We start from the raw sequence: 23,650 nt of genomic DNA on the forward strand, positions 1-23,650 counted from the left end.
GAATAAGCATGGCAAAGGTTAATTGGGGAATTATTGGGTGTGGCAATATAGCTCACACCTTTGCTAAAAGCATTGCGCATTGCAGTGATGCACAGCTTATTGGCGCGGCATCAACGAGTATGCAGCGCGCTAAAGAATTTGCCACACCGTACAATATTCAAGGCTATGAGAGCTATCAAGCTCTTATGCAATGCCCAAATATAGATGCCGTATATATTGCCAATACCCACGATCAACACTTTAAAACTATCGCCCAATGCTTAACACACAATAAGCACGTGCTAAGCGAAAAACCAATTACCGTTAATACTAAGCAATTGCAAAACCTCACTAAGCTTGCCAAGCAACAAAACTGCTTTTTAATGGAAGGCGTTTGGATGCGGTTTTTACCAGCTATAGTAAAATTACAACAGCTCCTAAGTGGAGGTGTTATTGGTAATGTGCACAGTGTTAATGCCAACTTTAGTTTACCTGGCAGCTTTGCCGACACTCACCGATTAATGAACCCTACAACAGCCGGTGGCGCCCTGCTCGATTTAGGTATTTACCCTATTTCGATTGCTGATGTGGTATTTAATAAAGCCCCTGAACACATCAAATCCTTTGTATATAAAAGCACAACCGGCGTTGATGAGCGAAGCACTGCTATAGTGGATTACGGTAACGGGCAATTTGCATCTCTTGCCAGCGCACTACAGCAAAATGGCCCAACAGAAGCATGTATTAATGGTGAGCTTGGCTATATTCGAATACCTCAGTTTGTAGGTGCAAAAACGCTAGAGCTACACATAAACGGCCAAGACCCTCAGTACTTTGAATACGACTTTAGCGACGATGAAAATTTTAAGTTTGAAATTGCACATGTCACGCAGTGTATATTACAAAAACAAACCCAAAGCTGTGTATTACCACTGGGTACTAGCTTACGGGTTATGAACATAATGGATACCTTACGAGCACAATGGCAGCTGCAATATAGCAATGCCGTCGAGTCGGCTGAACTGACAAATTAAAAAATAAAAATACACAACAAGGACACACAATGACACACACTCTCAAGGCGCTTTCAAAAGCTATATTACTTGCTACGTGCAGTTTATCTGCCAGTGTAGCTGTTGCTGAATCTAATAAACCAGAGCAGCTATATCCGCCAATCACTAGCGAAGTACTCCCAGAGCTTGCAGCTAAAGGTAGCTACAATGTAGGTGTGCAAACACTTGATTTAGTTAACCCTGCGCAATTTGACCCCGCTACACAAGGCCAAAAAGATCGTCCTTTAAAAGTAGAAGTGTGGTATCCGGCTGCAAATACAGCAAAAGCGCCACTTAGCAGCTACACCGATCAAACTCGTTCAGGTAAAGAATTTACTCTGCAAGCCGATGCAATGCGTGATGTCGCCATTAATAATAAAGAGCACTACCCTGTGATAGTGCTTTCGCACGGTTATACCGGTTACCGTACGATTATGTACTACCTTGGCGAGCACTTAGCGTCACACGGTTACATTGTGGTAGCTATTGATCATACTGACTCAACCAATGCCGATGTTGATTTTAATAATGCGCCGTTCTCTGGCTTTTTTAGCACGCTTATAAATCGCTCACGCGATCAGCAGTTTGTTATTAATTACTTTAATGAGCAAAACAACTTTGCAAGCAAGCAAGTAGACAACAAAAGTGCAGGCGTAATTGGTTACTCAATGGGTGGTTATGGCGCGGTAAATACGATAGGTGGTTGTTACGCTTTTAATGAGCAAACTACAGCTATGTTTACGGGTATGAAAGACCCTGCTCAAATTAAACAAGTACAGCAATTACTAAACAGCTGCGCTGGTGGGCAATACCAAAACCCAAAAGTAGACCCACGTATAAAAGCGATGGTGGCCTTTGCACCATGGGGCGGACAGCACGCTATATTTGATGCCAAAGCAATGGAAAATATTAAAGTACCTTCGCTTTATATAGCCGGTAACTTAGATGACATTTCAGGCTATGAAGGCATTAAAAGTCTTTATGAACAAACAGGCAGCAAAGATAAGTACATGCTTACTTACAAAAATGCACGCCACAATATTGCACCACACCCAGCCCCTGCTATTGCACAAAGCAGCAGTGAGCTAGATATAGGCCATTACTACGAGCCTTCGTGGTCTATGCGTACACTAAACGAAATCAACAAACACTTTGTACTTGCCATGATGGATTGCCACGTAAAAGGCATAGCCAGCGAGTGTAAATACTTAGATTTACCACAAAACGGCGACCAAGCTGTTGTTGATGGTAAACCGCTGCCACAGTGGCGCGGGTTTGATAATCGCTTTTCTACCGGTATGGATTGGCAACAAGCTAAACCTCACACCAAGTAATAATAAACTTTAAGCGGCTGTTTTAATCAATAGCCGCGTACGCCCTTAAAATAATGCAAAAATAAAACGCCTTTTATATAAAAGAGTTACCAGAAAATATTAGCGTGTTTATTTTTTAATCTGCTATTTTAAGAAAAAACCATTGCCATTAACTTCGGTTAAAGGCAATCTAGTCATATATAAGATAAGATAAATAACACAAATATCATGTCCAAATACATACTCTCAATTGATCAAGGAACCACAAGCTCTCGGGCCATCTTGTTTACAAAAGATGCAGACGTTTTTGGTACAGCACAACAAGAATTTTCGCAGCATTTTCCACAAAATGGTTGGGTAGAACACGACCCTAACGATATTTGGCAAACAGTGCTTAGCACTAGTCGCGAAGTGTTAACTAAAAACGATGTAAAGCCTGAAGAAATTATTGCCATTGGCATCACCAACCAACGCGAAACCACTTTAGTGTGGAACAAAAAAACAGGCAAAACAATTTATAACGCTATTGTATGGCAAGACCGTCGCACAAGTGACTATTGCGAAAGCCTAACAACTGATGAGCTTTGCCAAACGATAAGCGAAAAAACAGGCTTATTGCTCGACCCTTATTTTTCGGCCACTAAAATTCGTTGGATTTTAGATAACGTTGAAGGCGCACGCGAACAAGCCCTTGCAGGTGAGCTCGCCTTCGGTACGGTTGACACTTACCTACTTTGGCAGCTAACAGGCGGCAAAGAGCACCGCACCGATGCAACCAATGCATCGCGCACCATGTTATTTAATATTCACACCCAGCAGTGGGATCAAGAGCTTCTAGAGTTATTCGATATTCCAGAATCTATGCTGCCAGAAGTAATGGATTCAGCTGACGAGTTTGGTTCAACCAGTGCTGACATTTTTGGCGCGCCAATTCGTGTTTGTGGTATTGCAGGCGATCAGCAAGCTGCGCTTGTAGGACACGCATGTTTTGAACAAGGCATGGCTAAAAGTACATATGGTACTGGCTGTTTTTTAATGCTTAACACTGGCGAAAAAGCACTGACCTCAGAAAACCGCTTATTGACCACTGTTGCTTATAGATTAAACGGCAAGCCAACTTACGCCATCGAAGGCAGTATATTTATGGCTGGCGCAACTATGCAGTGGATTGTTGAAGGCTTAAAACTACTTAGCCATGCTGGCGAAAGTGAGTCGATGGTTAAAGATGTACCGCTCGATCATGGTGTATTTTTAGTGCCTTCGTTTACGGGTTTAGGTGCTCCTTATTGGGACCCTAATGCACGTGGCGCTATTTTAGGGCTAACACGCGATTCGGGTATTAGCACCATAGTTGCCGCAGCGCTGCAATCAGTTGGTTACCAGACCAAAGATTTACAAAAAGCGATGGAGCGTGATGGTCTTCGCCCAAGTGTGCTTCGTGTAGATGGCGGTATGGTAAAAAATAATTGGGTTATGACCTTTTTATCAAACATTTTAGGCGCAACAGTTGAGCGCCCAACTGTGACCGAAACCACTTCTTTAGGCGTAGCATATTTAGCTGGCTTACAAACAGGTGTGTACGAGTCGACTGAGCAGTTATCTAAAATGTGGACATGCGACCGTCGTTTTGAGCCAACCATGAGTGCCGACGAGCGTAACGACCTATACGCAAAATGGCAGCACTGCGTAGCTCAAGTATGCTTAACGAATAAAAACTGCCCATAGTAAATACTACGTGGTTAAGGCCAATACTTTAACCACTTTGCTTTTTTAACTTAGCTAAATGCTAGATTTAAAAAGCATGCTTTACTGCTTTAAATTGAAAATGGATTGGCGTCAAAATTAACGAATAAAAATCTGGGTTTTCTATTGTCAAATGAAAACAGCAGCTTTATGATGCTTATGTCTTATTTATATTACAAATAAAAAGGTTAGCTCGGTGGAATTAGCAGATAACGAATATGACTTACTAGTCATCGGTGGCGGTGTAAACGGCACTGGAATAGCAGCTGATGCAGCAGGCAGAGGATTAAAAGTACTCTTGTGCGAACAATCAGACCTTGCCTGTGCAACATCTTCAAACAGCTCTAAGCTGATCCACGGTGGTCTGCGCTACCTTGAGCACTACGAATTTAGATTAGTAAAAGAAGCCCTAGCAGAGCGAGAAGTGCTACTTAAGAACGCACCTCACATTATGTGGCCACTTACTTTTAGATTGCCGCATCAAAAGCATTTACGCCCTGCGTGGATGATTCGCATTGGCTTGTTTATGTATGACAACCTAGCGAAACGCGAAACACTAGCGGGTTCTCGAAGCATTAAATTTGGTGAAAATAGCGTTTTAGAACCCTCTATTACTAAAGGGTTTGAATACTCTGATGGCTGGGTTGACGATTCTCGCTTAGTCGTTTTAAACGCCCTTGCAGCGCAGGAAAAAGGCGCCGTTATTACCACACAAACTAAGTGTGTAAATGCTAAACGTGAGCAAGGTAAATGGCAGATAACGCTTGAGCAGCAAAAGAGCAAAGCTAAATACACCATTTCTGCCAAAGGCATTGTTAATGCTGCGGGTCCTTGGGTAGCTAAATTATTTGATGAAGCCCTAACAGAAAAATCACCACAAAATATTCGCCTTGTAAAAGGCAGTCATATTGTAGTGCCTCGCATTCACGATGAGAAACAAGCTTATATTTTACAAAATAAAGATCAGCGTATTGTGTTTGTTATTCCGTTTGAAGATGACTTCTCACTTATTGGCACAACCGATGTAGAACACAAAGGTGAAGCACAAGACGTTAAAATTAGTGATGAAGAAATTGATTACTTAATTGATATTACTAATACCTACTTTAAACAACCGATTAAACGCGAAGACATAGTACATACCTTTTCAGGCGTACGCCCATTACTTGATGACGAATCAGTTAATGCACAAGCCGTTACTCGCGATTATAAATTAGAGCTTTCGAGTGATGCTAAGCAAGCACCTCTATTGAGTGTGTTTGGTGGAAAAATTACAACTTATCGCAAACTTGCCGAAGCTGCGGTTAATAAGCTTGAAGACTTTTACCCACAAATGAGCAAAGCGTGGACCAAGCATAGCTCGCTCCCTGGTGGTGATTTTAGCTCTGTAGAAGCACTTAAATCAGAGCTAAAAGCAAAATATGAATGGCTACCTGAAATAACACTTAAACGCTTTGTACGCACTTATGGTACTCGTGCTAAAAATATATTAGGTAGTGCAACTGGGTTGAGTGATTTTGGCCAAGATTTTGGCCATGGTTTATTTGCAGCAGAAGTAGATTACTTGCTAAATGAAGAGTGGGCAGAAAACGCATACAATATTTTATGGCGCCGCAGCAAATTAGGACTACGTTTTAATGAGGCACAAGTTGCTGCGCTCAATGATTACATTGAGCATAACCAAGCAGCTAAAAGCGCTTAACTATTAAGTTATAATAGCTTCCTGTTAACCCCTTTATAATTTAATTTTTATAGAGGGGTTTATTTTTTTGACTCTAAATTAAATAAATAATTAAAACCGCTAAGCGTCGCTGTTTTAATATCAAACTCAACACACTTCACACCTATTTGATTAAGCGCCGTAGTAAAACACTTATTCAGCTGCTTTGTGCCAATCACTACAACTTGTGTATCACTCAATAATTGCCATTCGCTAGCATGGCGAGCTGCTCGTACATCGCTGCCAATTAATACACCCGACAAATAGGCTTTGGCTTGTACTGGCGTTAACTCCTTTGAAAGCTGGCGTGTACGCACACTAAAAATACCATGTGCCAAGTTACCGCTATCACTACCTAAAGTTAGCTCACAGCCTTGCTCAAATGCTTTAAAGTCAAACTCACCTTCTGCACAGTCGTTAGGAATTAAAACACTTTGATGACATAACAAATCATATAACTCGCCGGTCATGGCTGTTTTAAAGCAAATGATTTCGCCGTTGTTTATAAGCACCCATTTAGTATGTGTACCAGGTAAACATAATAATATTTTACCTTGTTGATACTCTGGATTTTGTTTTAAAAACCCTAAAATTTGCAGCTCTTCGCCGCGCATTACATCAAATAAGCTATTTTGCAGCGTACACTTTGTGCCTGGTAGCGCTTTAATTGTATGCCCATCGCAATCAAAGCTAACCGCAGCATTAAGTAGCCCTTCGGGATTAATTGGGCATTCTAAATAAGGCGTTTCGTGCCAGCCGATGCTTGAGGTAATTTGCCCTGCAATATATATAGGTAAACTGCCATATTCTTGCTTCCACACCGAAATCGTGTCGATTAGGGTTTGCTCAAAATTTTGATTCGCTTTAACAACGCCAGGGCCATCACGTTGTGCTAATAATTTAAGTGTTGATTGCGCTTGTACTTCGCACAAATAAGCACGTAAATGGCTCGTGCCCCAGTCAACAGCAATAAAAAGAGATGAATTAGCCAAGCTTTAAAGCCTCCCACCGTCAATTTTAATACTCTGCCCAGTGATCATACTGCTTTCATCGGCGGCTAAAAAGAGTGCCAAATTAGCAACATCTTCAGGGGTAACTAATTTTTTAAGCGCCATGGCTTCCATCCACTTAACTTGCTCTTCTTCGGTAAACCAACTTGCTAGTTGACGGTCGGTGGCCACCCACCCTGGCAAAATAGCGTTAACGCGAATACCAAACTCGCCGTAATCGCGAGCCAATGCCTTAGTCATACCAATTAGCCCTGCTTTTGCGGTTACATAGCCTGCCATTTGTGGCTGGCCCATAATCGCGTTAATAGAGCTAAAATTAATGATACTGCCGGCTCCATCGCCTTTCATAAAAGACATAGCAACTTGAGAGGCAAAAAATGCAGGGTTTAAGTTTATTTGTAAGCACTGATCCCAGTCTTGCACTGTAACGTCTTCGCTCGCTTGGCGGCGGTCGTTCGCTACATTATTAACTAGTACATTAATGGCACCGAAAGCGGCGCATGCATCCACAAGTGATTGCTGAAGTGCATGAGAGTCAGTTACATCAACTTGCCTATACCATAGTTTTGCATTGGGTAAATCACGAATAAGCGATTGCGCTGCCTTATCATCAATATCTATAAATGCTACTTTTGCATTTTGGTTTACAAAGGATTTAACCATTGCTCTACCAATGCCTGATGCACCGCCTGTAATAAAAATAACTTTACCAGAAAGACTATGATATTGAGCTAGGGTGTTCAAATTCAACTCTCCATACAGCGCATTTTCAATTTCATTTAAACTCTTTATAAACTTACATTTACAGTATAAAGAGCCAAACTAAGTTGTTATTGCTGTGTTAAAATATTTAGCTAATTAAAAGTTTATATCATATCCTTGAGTACATTAATATGATATATGATATATAATAAAGCAATATATCAACTCGGAATCCTGCGCAATGAAAAGCCAACCCCGTCAAAATTTAACACAACAATTAACCCACGATTTGGGTTTTGCTATTGTGCGTGGTGTTTACCCTGTAAGCGAAGGCCTGCCTTCTGAAGCCGATTTATGTATAAAGTATGATGTAAGTCGCAGCGCTACCCGCGAAGCGGTAAAAATGCTCTCTGCTAAAGGATTAATTTCTTCTCGTCCTAAGCAAGGTATTCGTGTATTACCTGAAAGTAGCTGGAACATGTTTGATACCGACGTACTACGTTGGATTTTAAGCAGCAAGCCATCACTGTCATTATTAAAAGAGTTTACTCAAGTACGCGTTGCCCTTGAACCACAAGCAGCCGCTCTTGCTGCACTAAATGCAACTGCTGAACAACTCGCTGAAATTGATAACGCCTTAGCCCGTATGGCTGAAGCAGACGAAGGCTTGGACGACCCACTAGAAGCCGACATTGCTTTTCATACCAGCATATTAGTTGCCAGTAACAATCGCTTTTTTGTGCAGTTAACTGAGTTTATTAGTACAGCCCTTAGAGTAAGTATTCGCTATACAAACCACATTAAAGGTGTACCGGGCGCAGATGTTGCTAAGCACGCTGATATTTTAGAGACCATAAAGTCACGCGATCCTGAGCGCGCTAAAAAAGCAGTAGAAACAATTTTAGAAGAAGCACTACAGTTAATTGAATCTAAATTAGTGTAATGTTGGTTCAACATATTATATAAATATTGAGTCCATCGAATTTACTCTTTGCAGTATATTTTATGGACTTTTTTATTGCCTATAAGGCTTAATACCAATCCGCAATAACACTTAATCATTTTGCGGGGCTAAACGCGTCGCTACCTGCGTTAAAAAATTCTCATTTACGACTGCATGGATGCAGAAGGTAGAGCAATGCAGGAGCAATTGCCGAGAACAACTAAATAGCGAATTTTTTGCCTAGCTACCAACACGTTTTTCCGCCCTCAAAATAGCTCATTTAATTGAGCGAATTGGTATAAATTACAGGCATTAAAAAATCCGATATCAGTCTCCTGATATCGGATTTTTAATTATTTAAATCAGATTAATAACTCTGGTTATTAACTGAGATAAAACGCCTTTTTCAGGCTAGAATTACAATCCTAATTTCTTCTCAAGGTAGTGGATGTTAGTACCACCATTTTGGAAGTTTTCATCTGCAAGAATTCTCTTATGCAAAGGAGTATTAGTTTTAATTCCGTCAATTACTAGCTCGTTAAGTGCATTGCGCGCGCGGGCAATAGCTACATCACGGTTTTCACCGTAAGTAATTAACTTACCAATCATTGAATCGTAATGTGGTGGAACCGTGTAGTCAGCGTAAATATGGCTGTCCCAACGAATACCTAAACCACCTGCTGGATGGAAACGTGTAATTTTACCCGGTGACGGGATAAACGTTTCAGGATCTTCAGCATTAATACGACACTCAATAGCATGACCACGAATAACAACGTCGTCTTGAGTGAATGATAACGGTTGACCCGCTGCAATTTTTAACTGCTCTTTCACTAAATCGATACCAGTAACCATTTCAGTTACAGGGTGTTCAACCTGAATACGTGTATTCATTTCGATGAAGTAAAACTCGCCGTTTTCGTATAAAAACTCAAACGTACCTGCACCGCGGTATCCAATTTCGATACATGCACGTGTACAGCGCTCGCCAATGAATTTACGCGTTTCAGCAGTAATTCCTGGTGCTGGAGCTTCTTCAACTACTTTTTGGTGACGACGTTGCATAGAACAATCACGTTCACCTAAATGTACTGCATTACCTTGGCCGTCTGCTAATACTTGAACTTCGATGTGGCGTGGGTTTTCAAGGAATTTTTCCATGTAAACCATGCTATTACCAAAGAATTGCTTAGCTTCTTGCTGTGTTAATGCAATTGAATCAATAAGTTCAGATTCGCTGCGAACAACACGCATACCACGACCACCACCGCCACCAGCGGCTTTGATGATTACCGGGTAACCGATACGCTTAGCGATTTGCATGTTGCGTTCTTTATCATCTGATACCGGACCGTCAGAGCCAGGAACACATGGAACGCCTGCTTTACGCATTGCTGCAATAGCAGACACTTTATCACCCATAAGGCGAATAGTGTCGCCACGAGGACCGATAAATACAAAACCACTTTGCTCAACTTGGTCGGCAAAATCAGCATTTTCGGCAAGGAAACCGTAACCAGGATGAATCGCTACAGCATCAGTTATTTCAGCCGCAGCAATAATGCGCGGAATATCTAAATAACTTTCAGTTGCTGATGGTCTACCAATACAGATGGTTTCATCTGCAAGCAATACATGCTTAAGATCGCGATCTGCCGTTGAATGCACAGCAACCGTTTTGATCCCAAGCTCTTTGCAGGCGCGCAATATACGAAGTGCAATTTCACCTCGGTTTGCAATGACTACTTTATCTAACATTAGAGTTGGCCTTTTAGGTTACGCTATTATTCAATGATGAATAGAGGTTGATCAAATTCTATTGGCTCGCCATTTTCAGCTAAGATAGCTCTTACTGTACCGGCTTTATCTGATTCAATTTGGTTCATCATTTTCATAGCTTCGATAATACAAAGTGTATCGCCAACTTTAACTTGCTGACCAACTTCTACATATGCTGGAGCTTCAGGAGACGCAGCTGAGTAAAAAGAACCAACCATTGGTGATTTAACTTGATGACCCGTAGGCTCAGCTGGTGCTGCTGCTTCAACAGCTACAGGAGCCGCTGCAACTGGTGCTGCTGGCGCTGGTGCATATTGCTGTGGAGCAAATTGCGGGTAACCAGGGCCTGCGCTCATGTTGTTACGGTTAATACGTACTGATTCTTCACCTTCAGTGATTTCTAGCTCAGCAATACCTGATTCTTCTACTAATTCGATAAGCTTCTTTATCTTGCGAATATCCATTACACGACCCGCCTATTTGTTTGTGTGTTAATTTAAAATTAAATTGCGCTTTGCAACCGGCTCACAGCGGCATTCAATGCTGCGTGATAACCCATTGCGCCTAATCCACATATCACGCCTTGTGCCACATCAGAAAAATACGAATGATGACGAAAGGCTTCACGTGCGTGCACATTACTTAAGTGCACCTCAAAAAACGGAATATCAACACTCAACAGTGCATCACGTAATGCGACGCTAGTATGCGTAAATGCAGCTGGGTTGATAATTATGTAATCAACCGCTTGCCAAGCATCGTGAATTCGTTCGATGAGTGCTTGCTCACTATTACTTTGAAAATGCGTTAACTCAACATCTAGACTATTAGCAGCACTGGTTAGCTCCTCCATAATCTCACTCAGCGTCTGAAAACCGTATTTATCCGGTTCACGTTTACCAAGCATGTTTAAATTTGGACCATTTATAACTAAAAGGTTAAATTTTGCAGCCATAATACGCGATATATCCTATAAGTAATGAGTTAAGCGGTTACTAACTAGTTTTTCACTTTTAAGTAAGCAGAAAAAGCAATGTAGCAACAATTTCTCACGTTAACCAACTATTATAGTGATTTCGACGTAAATAGCAGCAAAATACTGGTCTTATCAGTGTCGAGGGTACAAATATAAGAAGAATTAAGAAGGTGCCACTTAGTCAATTCAAGTGGCACTATTGCACTATTATTGTGCGCTGGCGCGCACAACTGCTAGGTGTTTAGCAAAGTCCTCAGCATTTAAAAAGCCCGTTACGCGCTGCGTACTAAGCTCTTGTCCTTGAGTATTAAAAAACAAAATACTAGGTAAACCAAACACCGTGTACTCTTCCATTAGCTCAATTGTTTTATTATCACTCTCAGTTAAATCAATTTGAATAAGCTGATAGTGGCTAAACTCATTTTGCACTTTGGCATCTGGAAAGGTGTAATGTTCAAACTCTTTACACGCCACACACCAGTCGGCATATAAATCGACCATAACCATTCGACCTTCGTCGTTTGCTTGTGCAACTGCTTCTTTTAATTCTGCTAAATCAGCAACCTGTTTAAACTCATTATTTTGTGAGCTTACCTGTACTGTTTGTACTTGTACCGGCCAAAGGTAGTTTTTAGTTAACGTAAAGCCTGTAATAACTAATAGAGTTGCAGCAAACCATAATGCAGTTTTTAACTTGCTTTGTGTTTGGCTACTTTGCCAATGATGTAAGTACAGTGCTGTTGCTAATGCAAGCACACCTGCCATTAATAATATAATGTCGGCGCTGATTAGTCGCTCAAGTAATATAAGCGGCACAACGAGCATCACAAAACCAAACAAGGTTTTAACTTGCTCCATCCAACCACCCGCTTTAGGCAGCAATTTACCGCCAGATGTACCAAGTAATAACAATGGCAATCCCATACCCAAACTGAGCACGTACAGAGTTAAACCACCTACTAAGTAATCACCACTTTGCGCTACAAATAAGAGCGCCGCCGACAGTGGCGCAGTAGTACAAGGTGATGCTATTAAGCCCGAAAGTACACCCATTAAAAATACGCCAACGTAGTTGCCGCCTTTTTGGTTGTTACTTACTTGGGTTAGCTTGCTCATCATACTGCTTGGCAGTTTAATTTCGTACCAACCAAACATCGACATAGCCAATAATACAAATAATAAACTAAAGCTGATTAACACAAATGGATGCTGTAAATACCCCTGCACTTGCCCACCAAGCGCAGCAACAACTAAGCCAAGCGCTGCATAGGTAACTGCCATACCTTGTATATATACAAACGACAACGCAAACGCTTTTTTAGTTGAAAGGTTTTGCTGACCCGCAATTAAGCTCGACAAAATAGGAAACATTGGAAATACGCATGGCGTAAAAGCAAGGCCTACACCAACAGCAAAAAATATGAGTAAATTAGTTATTAAGCTCTGACTGGCTAATTGCTCAGTAAAAGTCAGTTCTTTTTCGGTGTCATCCGAATTTGTTGTAGGTTCAGCTGCTGGATCGTTAAGTGCTGCAAATGTACTTTGCGCTGTTGCCGCTTCATCGGTAGCGCTATTTTGATCTACATTTTTAATCTGTGCGCCACTAATTACACTAAGTGGAATGCTAATCACTTCTGGTGGATAACAAAGCCCTGCTTTTGCACAGCCCTGATAGCGAACTTTAACAACCGCTCCCTCAGTGATATTACTTAACTTACTAACAACGCTCGCGGTATTAAAAAAGACTTCTGTTTTACCAAAAAATTCATCTTCAATAATTTCGCCACTACCAGAGTCACCTACTTGGATGTTTGCACCCTTGGCAATGATTTCTATTTTCTTTTTATATAAATAATAGTCTGGTGCTATATCCCAACCTACAAACAAGGTGCTGCCTTGCTGATCAAAGTCAAATACAAACGCTTGGTCTACAGGTAAAAAAGTGTGTTGAGGAGGCCCAAGTAGATCACCAAGCACATTATTAGTCGCAGCCTTTACAGGTACGGTTAATAATGTAACCAACAATAAAAAGAAAAAACGCATTAATTCAGTACCTCGTCCATCCAATTAAAATACGCCAAATTTCCCGTAGAAACTTCTAAAACCTGAATCTCTGGCACTTCGTAGCTATGTAACTCTTTTATTGTTAGAAACACATCGTTCATTTTATCTGATTTCGTTTTTATAAGTAGCTTAGCCTCAGTTGCTTCTGCAACTTCGCCTTCCCACATATAAATAGAGCCCATGTTAGGTAAAATATTTACACAAGCAGCTAGTTTTTTTTCTACCAACGCCCTTGCAAGTGTGCGTGCTTCTGCTTCGTCTTTGCAGGTCGTAAAAATCATTTTAAAATGCGTAGTCATTATGAACCTATACTTATTGGACAGTGTCTATCATCATAGTATCTGATAGCCGATACAATGTGTAGACGCTAAAATATCAGTAAAATGACGATACCTATGCCCTAACCTTGAAAAGAGACCTCGTCACCCTCATTTATATTTCATCAACTCTTTTGAGTGTCATTATTTAGAGAGCGCTATGTTTAGATTTTTATTTGTGTTGTTTATTCTCATCCCTATTATCGAAATCGCTTTGCTGATTCAAGTAAGCGACGTGATTGGCGGATTTGCAACAATTGCACTTGTTGTTGTTACTGCGATTTTAGGTGCCAAAATGGTTAAAACACAAGGTATGGGTGCGCTGCAAAACGTACAAGCGCAAATGGCGCAAGGGCAAATGCCAGCCAAAGAATTATTTACCGGAATATGCGTTGTAATTGCAGGTGTATTACTCCTTACTCCTGGCATTATGACTGACGTATTTGGGCTACTATTATTAACCCCTGCAATTCGTAACAAATTGGCTGCAGGCCTTGCTAGCCAAGCAACTGTTAGAATGAGCGCAGGCATGCAACAAGGGCCATCGCCGTTTGCTGGGCAGCAACATGCTGAACGAGAGCAAGGGCAAATGGAACGACCAACTACTATTGATGGTGAATATGAGAGAAAAGATTAAAAATTTATCGTTTTTTCTCTTGGAATTTTTCACTCTACCCCCATTAATGAATGCAAATTAGAAAAGCTTTTTTCTGTACTGTTCAGAAACTGTTAGGAGAACTAAAAAACATGAACATTCGTCCTTTACAAGATCGCGTAATCGTTAAACGTCTAGAAGAAGAAACAAAATCTGCTGGCGGTATTGTATTAACTGGCTCTGCAGCTGAAAAATCAACTCGCGGAGAAGTTGTAGCCGTAGGTAATGGTCGCGTTTTAGAAAACGGTGACGTGAGAGCGTTAGAAGTTAAAGCCGGTGACACTGTGTTATTTGGCTCATATGTTGAAAAAGTTGAAAAGATCGAAGGTCAAGAGTACCTGATCATGCGTGAAGATAATATTTTAGGCATTGTAGGCTAAACCTACTTTTCGTTTATAAACATTTAAGAATTTAGAGGAATTTAAAACATGGCAGCAAAAGAAGTACTTTTTGCAGGTGACGCACGCGCTAAAATGCTAACTGGCGTAAACATCCTGGCAAACGCAGTAAAAGTTACATTAGGTCCTAAAGGCCGTAACGTTGTACTAGATAAATCATTTGGCTCACCAGTTATCACTAAAGATGGTGTATCTGTAGCAAAAGAAATCGAACTTGAAGACAAGTTTGAGAACATGGGCGCACAAATGGTTAAAGAAGTTGCATCTAAAGCAAATGATGCAGCCGGCGATGGTACAACTACCGCTACAGTACTTGCACAGTCTATTGTTAATGAAGGCCTTAAAGCTGTTGCAGCGGGTATGAACCCAATGGATCTTAAGCGCGGCATCGACAAAGCAGTTATTGCTGCTGTTGCAGAGCTTAAAGCGTTATCTGTTCCTTGTTCTGATACTAAAGCAATTGCACAAGTAGGTACTATTTCAGCTAACTCTGATAAAGAGATTGGCGACATCATTGCACAAGCAATGGAAAAAGTAGGCCGTAACAGTGGTGTTATTACTGTAGAAGAAGGTCAATCACTTGAAAACGAACTAGATGTTGTTGAAGGCATGCAGTTTGACCGTGGTTACTTATCTCCTTACTTCATCAACAGCCCAGAAAAAGGCACTGTTGAACTAGATAACCCATTTATTCTACTTGTAGATAAAAAAATATCTAACATCCGCGAATTATTACCAACATTAGAAGCGGTTGCTAAAGCAAGCAAACCACTACTAATCATCGCAGAAGACCTTGAAGGCGAAGCACTAGCTACATTAGTAGTTAATAACATGCGCGGTATTGTTAAAGTATCAGCAGTTAAAGCACCTGGTTTTGGCGACCGTCGTAAAGCAATGCTACAAGATATCGCTGTATTAACTGGCGGTACTGTTATTTCTGAAGAAATCGGCTTAGAGCTTGAAAAAGCAACAGTTGAAGACCTAGGTACAGCTAAGCGCGTAATTATCACTAAAGATGATACAACAATCATTGATGGTGCTGGTGAAGAAGCGGGTATTAGCGGTCGTGTTTCACAAATTAAAGCACAAATCGAAGAAGCAACATCAGACTACGATAAAGAGAAACTACAAGAGCGCATGGCTAAACTAGCTGGCGGTGTTGCAGTAATCAAAGTAGGTGCTGCTACTGAAATGGAAATGAAAGAGAAAAAAGACCGCGTTGAAGATGCATTAAATGCAACTCGTGCAGCGGTTGAAGAAGGCGTAGTACCTGGCGGCGGCGTTGCACTTGTACGTGCAGCTAGCAAGCTGGTAGATTTAGTTGGCGACAACGAAGATCAAAACCACGGTATTAAAGTTGCACTTCGTGCAATGGAAGCACCACTTCGTCAAATCGTAACTAACGCTGGCGAAGAAGCATCAGTTGTAATTAACGCAGTTAAAGGCGGCGACGGTAACTTTGGTTACAACGCAGCAACTGGCGAATACAACGACATGATTGAAATGGGTATCCTAGATCCAACTAAAGTAACACGCTCTGCATTACAGTTTGCAGGGTCTATTGCGGGTCTAATGATCACTACTGAAGCAATGGTAGCTGAAATCCCAAAAGATGAAGCTGGTGGCGCTGATATGGGTGGCATGGGCGGAATGGGTGGTATGGGCGGAATGATGTAAATCATCCCCTAAACACCTAGCTCAAATAAAAACCCAGCTTCGGCTGGGTTTTTAGCTATTGGGCACAAATAAAGTAAAAGCCACAGGTGTGGCTAATTAATAAAATGACTTCGCGTATCCCTTTGCTTCTTAAATGCATGCCAAGCCATACTCAGAGTTAATTTTATTTATTAAAAATTATTAAGGATATTAAGATGAATAAAAAACCTGAACTGATCATCTCATCACTCGATGCAGATAGATTGTATGACTTAATGGAATCATTGCCTGCAGGTAGCTTTGCTAATAAAGAAGAATTGGAAGCTGAACTGGCACGAGCAACAATAGTCGAACCTAAAGATATGCCATCGTCAGTTGTAACGATGAACTCAACTGTAAACTTTATTGTTGAGTCTTCTAAAGAAGAATTTACGTTAACCTTGGTGTACCCAAAGAACAGTGACTCTAGCGGCGATAAAATATCGATATTATCACCTGTAGGTAGCGCATTACTTGGGCTAAACCAAGGCGACGAAATTGAGTGGCCTAAACCGAGTGGCGGCTTAATAAAGGTAAAAATAAAAGAAGTAACCTATCAACCAGAACGTGCTGGTGAATTACACAGATAAACACTTTATGCACTTAGTACTAAAAATCGATTTAAAGTAAACCCAGCCTCGGCTGGGTTTTGCTTTTTATTATAAAGCAGATTGATATTGTTTAATTTATACCCACATCTAAGTTACGTATAACTCAGGTTTATATTAAATGGATTTATTAAGTAATAACACAATATTCACCTTCTTTATTTTTGTTGCCCTTGTGACTGGGTTATTCTTATTCGTAGTTTGGATTATGCTCAAAATGGTCACGTGGGGTAAAAGTATGTCTAAGGGGGCTTATTTATTTTTAGCATTCTTTCCGCTTATTTCTATTATTCCTATCCCACCGCCTACATACGAAAATGTACAAAAAGCAAAACAAGAACAAAGAAAACGCAAAGAAGACTCAGGTGATCCACCCGATGATGAAGACGAACTCGCAAGTTAATTCACACTACATACTGCGAGCATATACCCTACTTGATCGCTTACTGAATATGATAAAAAGCACATTTATTTAATAGTACGGAGTGAGCTAAACATGACTAACGTTCAACAGCATATTGGCAGCATTGCATTAGTTGTTAAGGACTACGACGATGCCATTGAGTTTTATACTCAAAAGCTAAATTTTGAATTAGTTGAGGATACTGATTTAGGAGAGGGTAAACGCTGGGTGTTAATTTCACCTCCAAATTCAAACGGGGCTAGTTCAAACGGGACTTGTTCAAATGGGACTAATTCGAGCAGGACTAATCTACTGCTTGCTAAAGCCACAACGCCCGAACAGATGAGTGCTATTGGTAATCAAACGGGTGGTCGCGTGTTTTTATTTTTGCATACCGATGACTTTTGGCGAGATTATAATTTAATGCTTTTTAAAGGCGTTACATTTAACGAAGAGCCTAGAGTAGAACCCTATGGCACCGTAGCGGTTTTTGAAGACTTGTATGGTACAAAATGGGATCTACTACAGCTTAATAATTAGCAAGATAAAGTGACGCTTAAACTCACGTCACTTTATTAACTAACTCTCTTACAATTGCGAATAAATCACTGGGTAGCATTCCCCTTTGCCCGTCTCGCTCACTTGCGATATCACCGGCTTTAGCATGCAGTATTACACCATAGCGTGCTGCTTCATCAATAGTTAAACCTTGAGCAAGTAAGGCACCAATAATACCAGTAAGTACATCGCCACTGCCGCCAACGGCCAATGCCGGGTTGCCATCTTCACATACCCACGTTTGCTGGGCATTATCTATTAATGTTCCCGCGCCTTTTAATACACAAGTCGCGGTATAGCGCTTGGAGCAAAGACGAGCATAGTTAAAACGATCAGATTCGATTTCGCTGGTGCTAACACTTAGCAGTCGCGAAGCTTCGCCGGGATGTGGAGTAAGTACGCATTGCTCTAACGTGTATGATGAAGCTTGCTTAGCCAGTAAATTAAGGGCATCTGCATCTATAACCAATGGCATTTTATTGTTTTGGCAATATTGCATTACTTCATCGAATGTTTGTTGTGCCCACTCGTCTTGCCCAAGCCCTGGGCCAATAACAATGCAGCTTGCCCACTCTAGCGCTTGATGTAAGTTATTACTGCTTACCATAAGTTCTGGTCTGCCAATACTAATAGGCGTTATTGAGCTTTCGTGTGTATACACTCTTACCATGCCAGCACCCGTTCTGAGAGCTGCTTCACTACTTAACCTAATTGCACCTGCAGTACCTTGATTGCCACCAACACATAAAAGTTTACCGTGGCTTCCTTTGTGACTATTGATTGCCCGCGTGGCTATTCCTTTAAAGCTATTGATATTAACAAGGGTTCCTGAAGATTGAGTGATACAAGTAAACGCATCACCAATTGCTAAATCATCAAATACTAACTTACCGCTATATTGTTTACCTGCCGTCGTTGTGAGCCCTTGCTTTATACCTACAAAAGTAACGGTTGAAGTCGCTTGTACTGCGCACCCTAAAGGCTGTCCTGTATTTGCTTCAATGCCTGACGGTATATCAATGCTTATTACGGGCTTATCACTGTTATTTACAGCGTTAATTATATTCGCAAAATTATCGCGTACGGCGCTATTAAGCCCAGTACCAAGGAGCGCATCAATAACGATATCGCACTCATTAAGAGCATCTTTTGTAAAATGAGAAACCACCCCACCCGCTTCTATCCATAGCTGCTTCGCTTTTGCAGCATCACCTTTTAATGTTTTTTCGGGTTCAGCAGCGCATACTGTTACCTTTTTACCTGATTGCATAATAAGCCTAGCTACAACGTAACCGTCTCCAGCGTTGTTACCATGGCCAACAATAACTAATGTATGCTGTGCATCAAATAACTGCCATTGCTTATATACAGCCTCGCCTGCTCGCTGCATTAGGGTAAATAAATCGCAATGACTATTTTTAGCCGCTAAAGCTTCATTATCTCTTACTTGTTGTGCGGTAAATAAGGTTTTATTAAGCATAAAGGCTCCTTTAATAGGTGATACTTCACCTTATCAAATACTTATATCTAGCGGCTAGTTCTGTTGGCAATTTTAAATTGCAATTTTATTTAAAGTCTAACACTGCCACTTCAATTTGGGCATGGCTCACTTGAGCACGTCTAACTTGAGCAAGGTGAGCTAATTAAAGTACAATGCAGTTAATTAAAGGCTTGGTTTACTTGTAATCCAAGCCTGTTTATTTTTAGGTAGAGAAAAGCATGGCACAAAATCGCGGTAACTTATTTATTTTATCAGCCCCTTCAGGTGCTGGTAAATCAAGCTTAATCAATGCGTTATTAAAAAAACACGCTGACATGAAAGTATCTGTATCACATACAACTCGCGCCCCTCGCCCAGGCGAAGAAAATGGTGTGCATTATCACTTTGCATCTACAGATGAGTTTAAAGCGCTTATTGCCAAAGATGACTTTTTTGAATGGGCCCAAGTGTTTGACAATTACTACGGCACATCAAAGCAGGCTATTGAGTCGCAACTTGATGCGGGTATTGATGTGTTTTTAGATATTGATTGGCAAGGCGCTCAGCAAGTCCGCAAAATTATGCCAAGCGTACAAACTATTTTTATTCTACCGCCTTCAAAAGAAGAGTTAGAACAACGCTTAAATAACCGTGGCCAAGATTCGGCAGAGGTTATTGCCTCTCGTATGGCAAAAGCACAATCTGAAACATCACATTATAACGAATACGACTTTGTAATTGTTAATGATGACTTTGAGGACGCACTTGCCGACATAGAAATGATTGTAATGGCTCAGCGCTTAACACTAAAAGCGCAAGAAGATCGTCATCAAGTTTTACTAAATAGTCTGCTTAAATAATTTAAGCCTACTTAAATTAGGCTTAGGCAAGTAAAACTGATAAAAATTGAACACTGGCTATTGGCGAAAGTGGCTCCTTGGAGTAAACTACGTCTTTGCTTTTAAATTATTTTTGGAGTGCTGTGATGGCCCGCGTAACAGTTGAAGATGCAGTAGATGCAGTTGGTAATCGTTTTGACTTAATTTTAGTTGCGGCTCGTCGTGCCCGCCAAATTGCTGTTGGTGGTAAAACTCCACTAGTAGACCCTGAAAACGATAAGCCAACGGTAGTTGCTTTACGTGAAATTGAATTAGGTTTAGTTGATAGCGCTTCAATGGACTTAATTGACCGTGAAGAACAACAACACCAAGAAGCAGCAGAATTAGCTGCTGTTGCTGCCATTGTTGGTGGCAACCAATAATCGACCTCCCGGTCTGATTTAGCCAACGGCGCAGTATTTCTACTATAGCCGTTGGCAATCCTTTCATTTCATCGTATATTCGTAGCTTACCTAATTTGCTTCACTAGGGCCTGTTTATCTTTCGAGGTTAAATTTGCAGCAGTATGCTTGGTATTTAGGCAAGGCAGAGTCTATGTAGTGTGGTTATTTCCCATAAATAGGCGATAACGCAGCATAAATGCAAAACATGCGCTGCCCAAAGGGTTCTGCCTAGGGGCAATTTACTCTTTGTTGCTCGATTTTTACTTAGCCCGCTAGGCTAAAAACCTCGCGCCGCGATTAAATCGCCCCTAGATTGAACAAATTTTAATCCTGAAAGGTCAACAGGCCCTAGAACATTGGAGTGTGAATGTATCTTTTTGAAGGTCTTAAAAAGAAAATTTCAGAATACTTGCCCGCTGCTGATGTAGAGCTGGTTCAAAAATCTTACGTGGTAGCCCGAGAGGCCCATGAAGGACAAACTCGCTCAAGTGGCGAACCTTACATAACTCATCCAGTAGAAGTAACCCAAATTCTTGCAGGCATGCATCTTGACCATGAAACGCTCATGGCCGCGCTAATGCATGATGTAATTGAAGATACTGATTTTAGCCAACAAGATTTAGCCGAAATTTTTGGCGAAACTGTGGCAGAACTCGTTGAAGGTGTAAGTAAGCTCGATAAGCTCAGCTTTAAAGATAAAAAAGAATTCCAAGCTGAAAACTACCGCAAAATGATTATGGCAATGACTCAGGATATTCGAGTTATTTTAATCAAGCTTGCTGATAGAACGCACAATATGCGTACTTTAGGGGCACTGCGCCCAGATAAGCGCCGCAGAATAGCACGTGAAACGCTTGAGATTTACGCGCCAATAGCAAACCGCTTAGGTATTCACGATATTAAAAATGAGCTTGAAGACTTAGGTTTTCAAGCTTTATATCCTATGCGTCATCGCGCACTTAAATCTGAAGTAGCTAAAGCACGTGGTAATCGCAAAGAAGTTATCACTAATATCCAACATGAAATAGAAGCACGTCTTGAAGAATCAGGCATTAAAGCGACTGTGTCAGGCCGTGAGAAACATTTATATAGTATTTATAAAAAAATGCTTAATAAAGAACTGCTATTTAACGAAGTTATGGATATTTACGCGTTTAGAATTGCAGTTGATTCTATGGATACGTGTTATCGCGTATTAGGTGTGGCTCATAGTCTTTATAAGCCTATAGAAACACGCTTTAAAGATTATATTGCTGTACCAAAAACTAATGGTTACCAATCGCTTCATACTTCATTAGTTGGCCCACACGGAATACCTGTTGAGATTCAAATTCGTACTCACGATATGGATCAGATGGCCGACAAAGGTGTAGCGGCGCACTGGATGTATAAAAAATCAGGTGATGGTGCCGGTAATACTTCGCAGCAACGTGCTCGCCAATGGATGCAAAGCTTATTAGAGCTTCAGCAAAGTGCGGGTTCATCGTTTGAATTTATTGAAAACGTAAAAACTGAGCTATTCCCAGAAGAAATTTACGTATTTACACCTGATGGTCGTATTGTTGAGCTACCAATGGGCGCTACCGCAGTCGATTTTGCGTATGCGGTTCATACTGATGTAGGCAACACTTGTGTAGGCGCTCGCGTTAATCGCAAGCCACATCCTTTAAGTAGGCCATTAGATACAGGGCAAACCATAGAGATAATAACAAGCTCAGGTGCCCACCCTAATGCAACATGGCTAAACTTTATTGTTACTGGTAAAGCACGCTTAGGTGTTCGTAATTACCTTAGAAGCCAGCATCATGAAGAGGCTATGCTTTTAGGACGTCGTTTACTTGATTCGGCATTAGGCGAAAACAAACTAGATAGCATTGCTGATGAAAATATAGCGAGAGTACTTGAAGAGCACGAACTAACTACGCTTCTTGAATTACTTGTAGAAATTGGCTCTGGTAACTTAATGAGTATGTTAATTGCCAAGCGCTTATTGCAAAATGACAATGACGATTTAACTGATATAACAAGCCAAGCTAAAGCGACCATTATTGGTACTGAAGGCATGTTAGTGAATTACTCTAAGTGTTGCCGACCTGTACCAGGCGATGCCATTACGGCTCATATAAGCCAAGGTAAGGGCCTGACCGTTCACCGCCAAGAATGTAAAAATATTCGTGGTTGGGAAAATGAGCGTTCTAAATACTTAGTTGTAAAATGGGACGATAACCCAGAAAAAGAATATATTGCAGCTCTGAGAGTTGAAATTATTAACCATCAAGGCGCGTTAGCTAAGCTAACCAATGTTGTCGCTACAACCCAAGCCAATATTGTCGAAATTGCCACCGATGAAAAAGAAAGTAATTTATACGTGATAGATTTAGGGGTTACCGTTAAAAACCGTATCCACGTTGCTAACATTATGCGCCGCATTCGCGTTATGCCTGATGTACAAAAAGTCTATCGTAAAAAATAAAATAGGAAACACATGAATAAAGCATTTATCTCTACCGACAAAGCACCTGCAGCTATTGGCACTTACAGCCAAGCAGTTAAAGTAGGTACCGCTGTTTATTTATCTGGTCAAATTCCATTAGTTCCAGAAACGATGGAAATGATTTCAGAAGATTTTAGCGAGCAAACGCATCAAGTATTTAAAAATATTGCTGCGGTATGTGAAGAAGCAGGCGGAAAAATTCACGATTTAGTTAAAATCAATATTTACCTAACTGATCTATCTAACTTCGCCACAGTAAATGAAGTGATGAGCCAATACTTTAAACAACCTTACCCAGCTAGAGCTGCATTAGGTGTTCGTGCACTACCAAAAGGTGCACAAGTTGAAATAGACGGAATAATGGAATTACCTTCTACCAATTAAGTATTACAGGCTATAGAGCTTCTCTATAGCCTTTATTTTTCACTCCACACTTCGTTTTATCTGACTTCTTGACTCAAATGTAAATTTCTAGCAAT

The 23,650-nt window shown here is 40.8% G+C and carries 23 protein-coding genes; 15 read left to right on the forward strand and 8 right to left on the reverse strand.

Going from position 1 to position 23,650, the window contains the following annotated elements; genetic code table 11:
• Positions 1 to 8: 8 nt before the first annotated feature.
• From QL995_RS11105 to glpD, 4 genes are all read left to right on the forward strand, one after another.
• Complete coding sequence (locus tag QL995_RS11105; RefSeq protein WP_290294171.1) at positions 9 to 1,013, forward strand: Gfo/Idh/MocA family oxidoreductase; 1,005 nt, start codon at positions 9 to 11, stop codon at positions 1,011 to 1,013.
• 29 nt (positions 1,014 to 1,042) lie between these two features.
• Positions 1,043 to 2,365: a dienelactone hydrolase family protein gene (locus QL995_RS11110; protein WP_290294173.1), complete on the forward strand. Its 1,323-nt coding sequence runs from the start codon at positions 1,043 to 1,045 to the stop codon at positions 2,363 to 2,365.
• Positions 2,366 to 2,572: 207 nt separating this feature from the next.
• Positions 2,573 to 4,069 carry a glycerol kinase GlpK gene (glpK, locus tag QL995_RS11115; RefSeq protein ID WP_032826852.1) on the forward strand — a complete coding sequence of 499 codons (1,497 nt, stop codon included), beginning with the start codon at positions 2,573 to 2,575 and terminating at the stop codon, positions 4,067 to 4,069.
• Between the two features lie 214 nt (positions 4,070 to 4,283).
• The gene (glpD, locus tag QL995_RS11120; protein ID WP_290294174.1) at positions 4,284 to 5,789 is read left to right on the forward strand and encodes a glycerol-3-phosphate dehydrogenase; all 1,506 of its coding nucleotides are present in this window, start codon (positions 4,284 to 4,286) and stop codon (positions 5,787 to 5,789) included.
• A gap of 59 nt (positions 5,790 to 5,848) precedes the next feature.
• Here glpD and QL995_RS11125 read toward each other — a convergent pair whose 3' ends face one another.
• Together QL995_RS11125 and QL995_RS11130 are read right to left on the reverse strand one after the other, a co-directional pair.
• Positions 5,849 to 6,799, reverse strand: coding sequence for a 2-dehydro-3-deoxygalactonokinase (locus QL995_RS11125; RefSeq protein ID WP_222713767.1), 951 nt, complete (start codon positions 6,797 to 6,799; stop codon positions 5,849 to 5,851).
• A gap of 3 nt (positions 6,800 to 6,802) precedes the next feature.
• Entirely contained in the window at positions 6,803 to 7,561 is a 759-nt protein-coding gene (locus QL995_RS11130; RefSeq protein WP_002958845.1) for an SDR family NAD(P)-dependent oxidoreductase, read from the reverse strand.
• 199 nt (positions 7,562 to 7,760) lie between these two features.
• Here QL995_RS11130 and QL995_RS11135 point away from each other — a divergent pair, with 199 nt between their 5' ends.
• The gene (locus QL995_RS11135; RefSeq protein WP_007580047.1) at positions 7,761 to 8,462 is read left to right on the forward strand and encodes a FadR/GntR family transcriptional regulator; all 702 of its coding nucleotides are present in this window, start codon (positions 7,761 to 7,763) and stop codon (positions 8,460 to 8,462) included.
• Positions 8,463 to 8,879: 417 nt separating this feature from the next.
• Here QL995_RS11135 and accC read toward each other — a convergent pair whose 3' ends face one another.
• The 5 genes from accC to cutA form a co-directional block, all read right to left on the reverse strand.
• Complete coding sequence (gene accC, locus QL995_RS11140; RefSeq protein WP_007580045.1) at positions 8,880 to 10,220, reverse strand: acetyl-CoA carboxylase biotin carboxylase subunit; 1,341 nt, start codon at positions 10,218 to 10,220, stop codon at positions 8,880 to 8,882.
• A gap of 26 nt (positions 10,221 to 10,246) precedes the next feature.
• Positions 10,247 to 10,705: an acetyl-CoA carboxylase biotin carboxyl carrier protein gene (gene accB / locus QL995_RS11145; protein ID WP_007580042.1), complete on the reverse strand. Its 459-nt coding sequence runs from the start codon at positions 10,703 to 10,705 to the stop codon at positions 10,247 to 10,249.
• A 38-nt stretch (positions 10,706 to 10,743) separates the two neighbouring features.
• Positions 10,744 to 11,196, reverse strand: coding sequence for a type II 3-dehydroquinate dehydratase (gene aroQ, locus QL995_RS11150; protein ID WP_007580040.1), 453 nt, complete (start codon positions 11,194 to 11,196; stop codon positions 10,744 to 10,746).
• A gap of 228 nt (positions 11,197 to 11,424) precedes the next feature.
• Positions 11,425 to 13,260, reverse strand: coding sequence for a protein-disulfide reductase DsbD (locus tag QL995_RS11155; RefSeq protein WP_290294175.1), 1,836 nt, complete (start codon positions 13,258 to 13,260; stop codon positions 11,425 to 11,427).
• Positions 13,260 to 13,580 (reverse strand): divalent-cation tolerance protein CutA, encoded by a 321-nt coding sequence (gene cutA / locus QL995_RS11160; RefSeq protein WP_007580036.1) that lies wholly within the window; start codon positions 13,578 to 13,580, stop codon positions 13,260 to 13,262. The genes QL995_RS11155 and cutA overlap by 1 nt, the downstream gene beginning before the upstream one ends.
• A 178-nt stretch (positions 13,581 to 13,758) precedes the next feature.
• Here cutA and QL995_RS11165 point away from each other — a divergent pair, with 178 nt between their 5' ends.
• The 6 genes from QL995_RS11165 to QL995_RS11190 all read left to right on the forward strand — a co-directional run bounded on the left by QL995_RS11165 (position 13,759) and on the right by QL995_RS11190 (position 17,897).
• The gene (locus tag QL995_RS11165; protein WP_290294176.1) at positions 13,759 to 14,235 is read left to right on the forward strand and encodes an FxsA family protein; all 477 of its coding nucleotides are present in this window, start codon (positions 13,759 to 13,761) and stop codon (positions 14,233 to 14,235) included.
• A gap of 110 nt (positions 14,236 to 14,345) precedes the next feature.
• Entirely contained in the window at positions 14,346 to 14,633 is a 288-nt protein-coding gene (locus QL995_RS11170) for a co-chaperone GroES (protein WP_007580032.1), read from the forward strand.
• Between the two features lie 48 nt (positions 14,634 to 14,681).
• Entirely contained in the window at positions 14,682 to 16,328 is a 1,647-nt protein-coding gene (gene groL / locus QL995_RS11175; RefSeq protein ID WP_007580030.1) for a chaperonin GroEL, read from the forward strand.
• A 194-nt stretch (positions 16,329 to 16,522) separates the two neighbouring features.
• Entirely contained in the window at positions 16,523 to 16,936 is a 414-nt protein-coding gene (gene rnk, locus QL995_RS11180) for a nucleoside diphosphate kinase regulator (RefSeq protein ID WP_010555031.1), read from the forward strand.
• A 139-nt stretch (positions 16,937 to 17,075) separates the two neighbouring features.
• Complete coding sequence (locus QL995_RS11185; RefSeq protein ID WP_290294177.1) at positions 17,076 to 17,357, forward strand: hypothetical protein; 282 nt, start codon at positions 17,076 to 17,078, stop codon at positions 17,355 to 17,357.
• 93 nt (positions 17,358 to 17,450) lie between these two features.
• The gene (locus QL995_RS11190; RefSeq protein ID WP_290294178.1) at positions 17,451 to 17,897 is read left to right on the forward strand and encodes a VOC family protein; all 447 of its coding nucleotides are present in this window, start codon (positions 17,451 to 17,453) and stop codon (positions 17,895 to 17,897) included.
• Between the two features lie 22 nt (positions 17,898 to 17,919).
• On the opposite strand, the gene QL995_RS11195 is transcribed toward QL995_RS11190, so the two are convergent.
• On the reverse strand, positions 17,920 to 19,395 hold the full coding sequence (locus QL995_RS11195) for an NAD(P)H-hydrate dehydratase (RefSeq protein WP_290294179.1): 1,476 nt from the start codon (positions 19,393 to 19,395) through the stop codon (positions 17,920 to 17,922).
• Between the two features lie 239 nt (positions 19,396 to 19,634).
• Between QL995_RS11195 and gmk the strand changes: the two genes are divergently transcribed.
• The 4 genes from gmk to QL995_RS11215 all read left to right on the forward strand — a co-directional run bounded on the left by gmk (position 19,635) and on the right by QL995_RS11215 (position 23,555).
• Positions 19,635 to 20,255 carry a guanylate kinase gene (gene gmk / locus QL995_RS11200; RefSeq protein ID WP_290294180.1) on the forward strand — a complete coding sequence of 207 codons (621 nt, stop codon included), beginning with the start codon at positions 19,635 to 19,637 and terminating at the stop codon, positions 20,253 to 20,255.
• A 125-nt stretch (positions 20,256 to 20,380) separates the two neighbouring features.
• Positions 20,381 to 20,656 carry a DNA-directed RNA polymerase subunit omega gene (gene rpoZ, locus QL995_RS11205; RefSeq protein ID WP_007378835.1) on the forward strand — a complete coding sequence of 92 codons (276 nt, stop codon included), beginning with the start codon at positions 20,381 to 20,383 and terminating at the stop codon, positions 20,654 to 20,656.
• A gap of 388 nt (positions 20,657 to 21,044) precedes the next feature.
• Positions 21,045 to 23,150, forward strand: a complete 2,106-nt coding sequence (gene spoT / locus QL995_RS11210; RefSeq protein WP_007580016.1) for a bifunctional GTP diphosphokinase/guanosine-3',5'-bis pyrophosphate 3'-pyrophosphohydrolase — start codon at positions 21,045 to 21,047, stop codon at positions 23,148 to 23,150.
• A gap of 12 nt (positions 23,151 to 23,162) precedes the next feature.
• The gene (locus QL995_RS11215; protein WP_007580015.1) at positions 23,163 to 23,555 is read left to right on the forward strand and encodes a RidA family protein; all 393 of its coding nucleotides are present in this window, start codon (positions 23,163 to 23,165) and stop codon (positions 23,553 to 23,555) included.
• Positions 23,556 to 23,650: the final 95 nt, after the last annotated feature.

Origin of the sequence: Pseudoalteromonas sp. APC 3358 (genome assembly GCF_030408075.1) — a bacterium.
GTDB classification, from domain to species: domain Bacteria; phylum Pseudomonadota; class Gammaproteobacteria; order Enterobacterales; family Alteromonadaceae; genus Pseudoalteromonas; species Pseudoalteromonas arctica.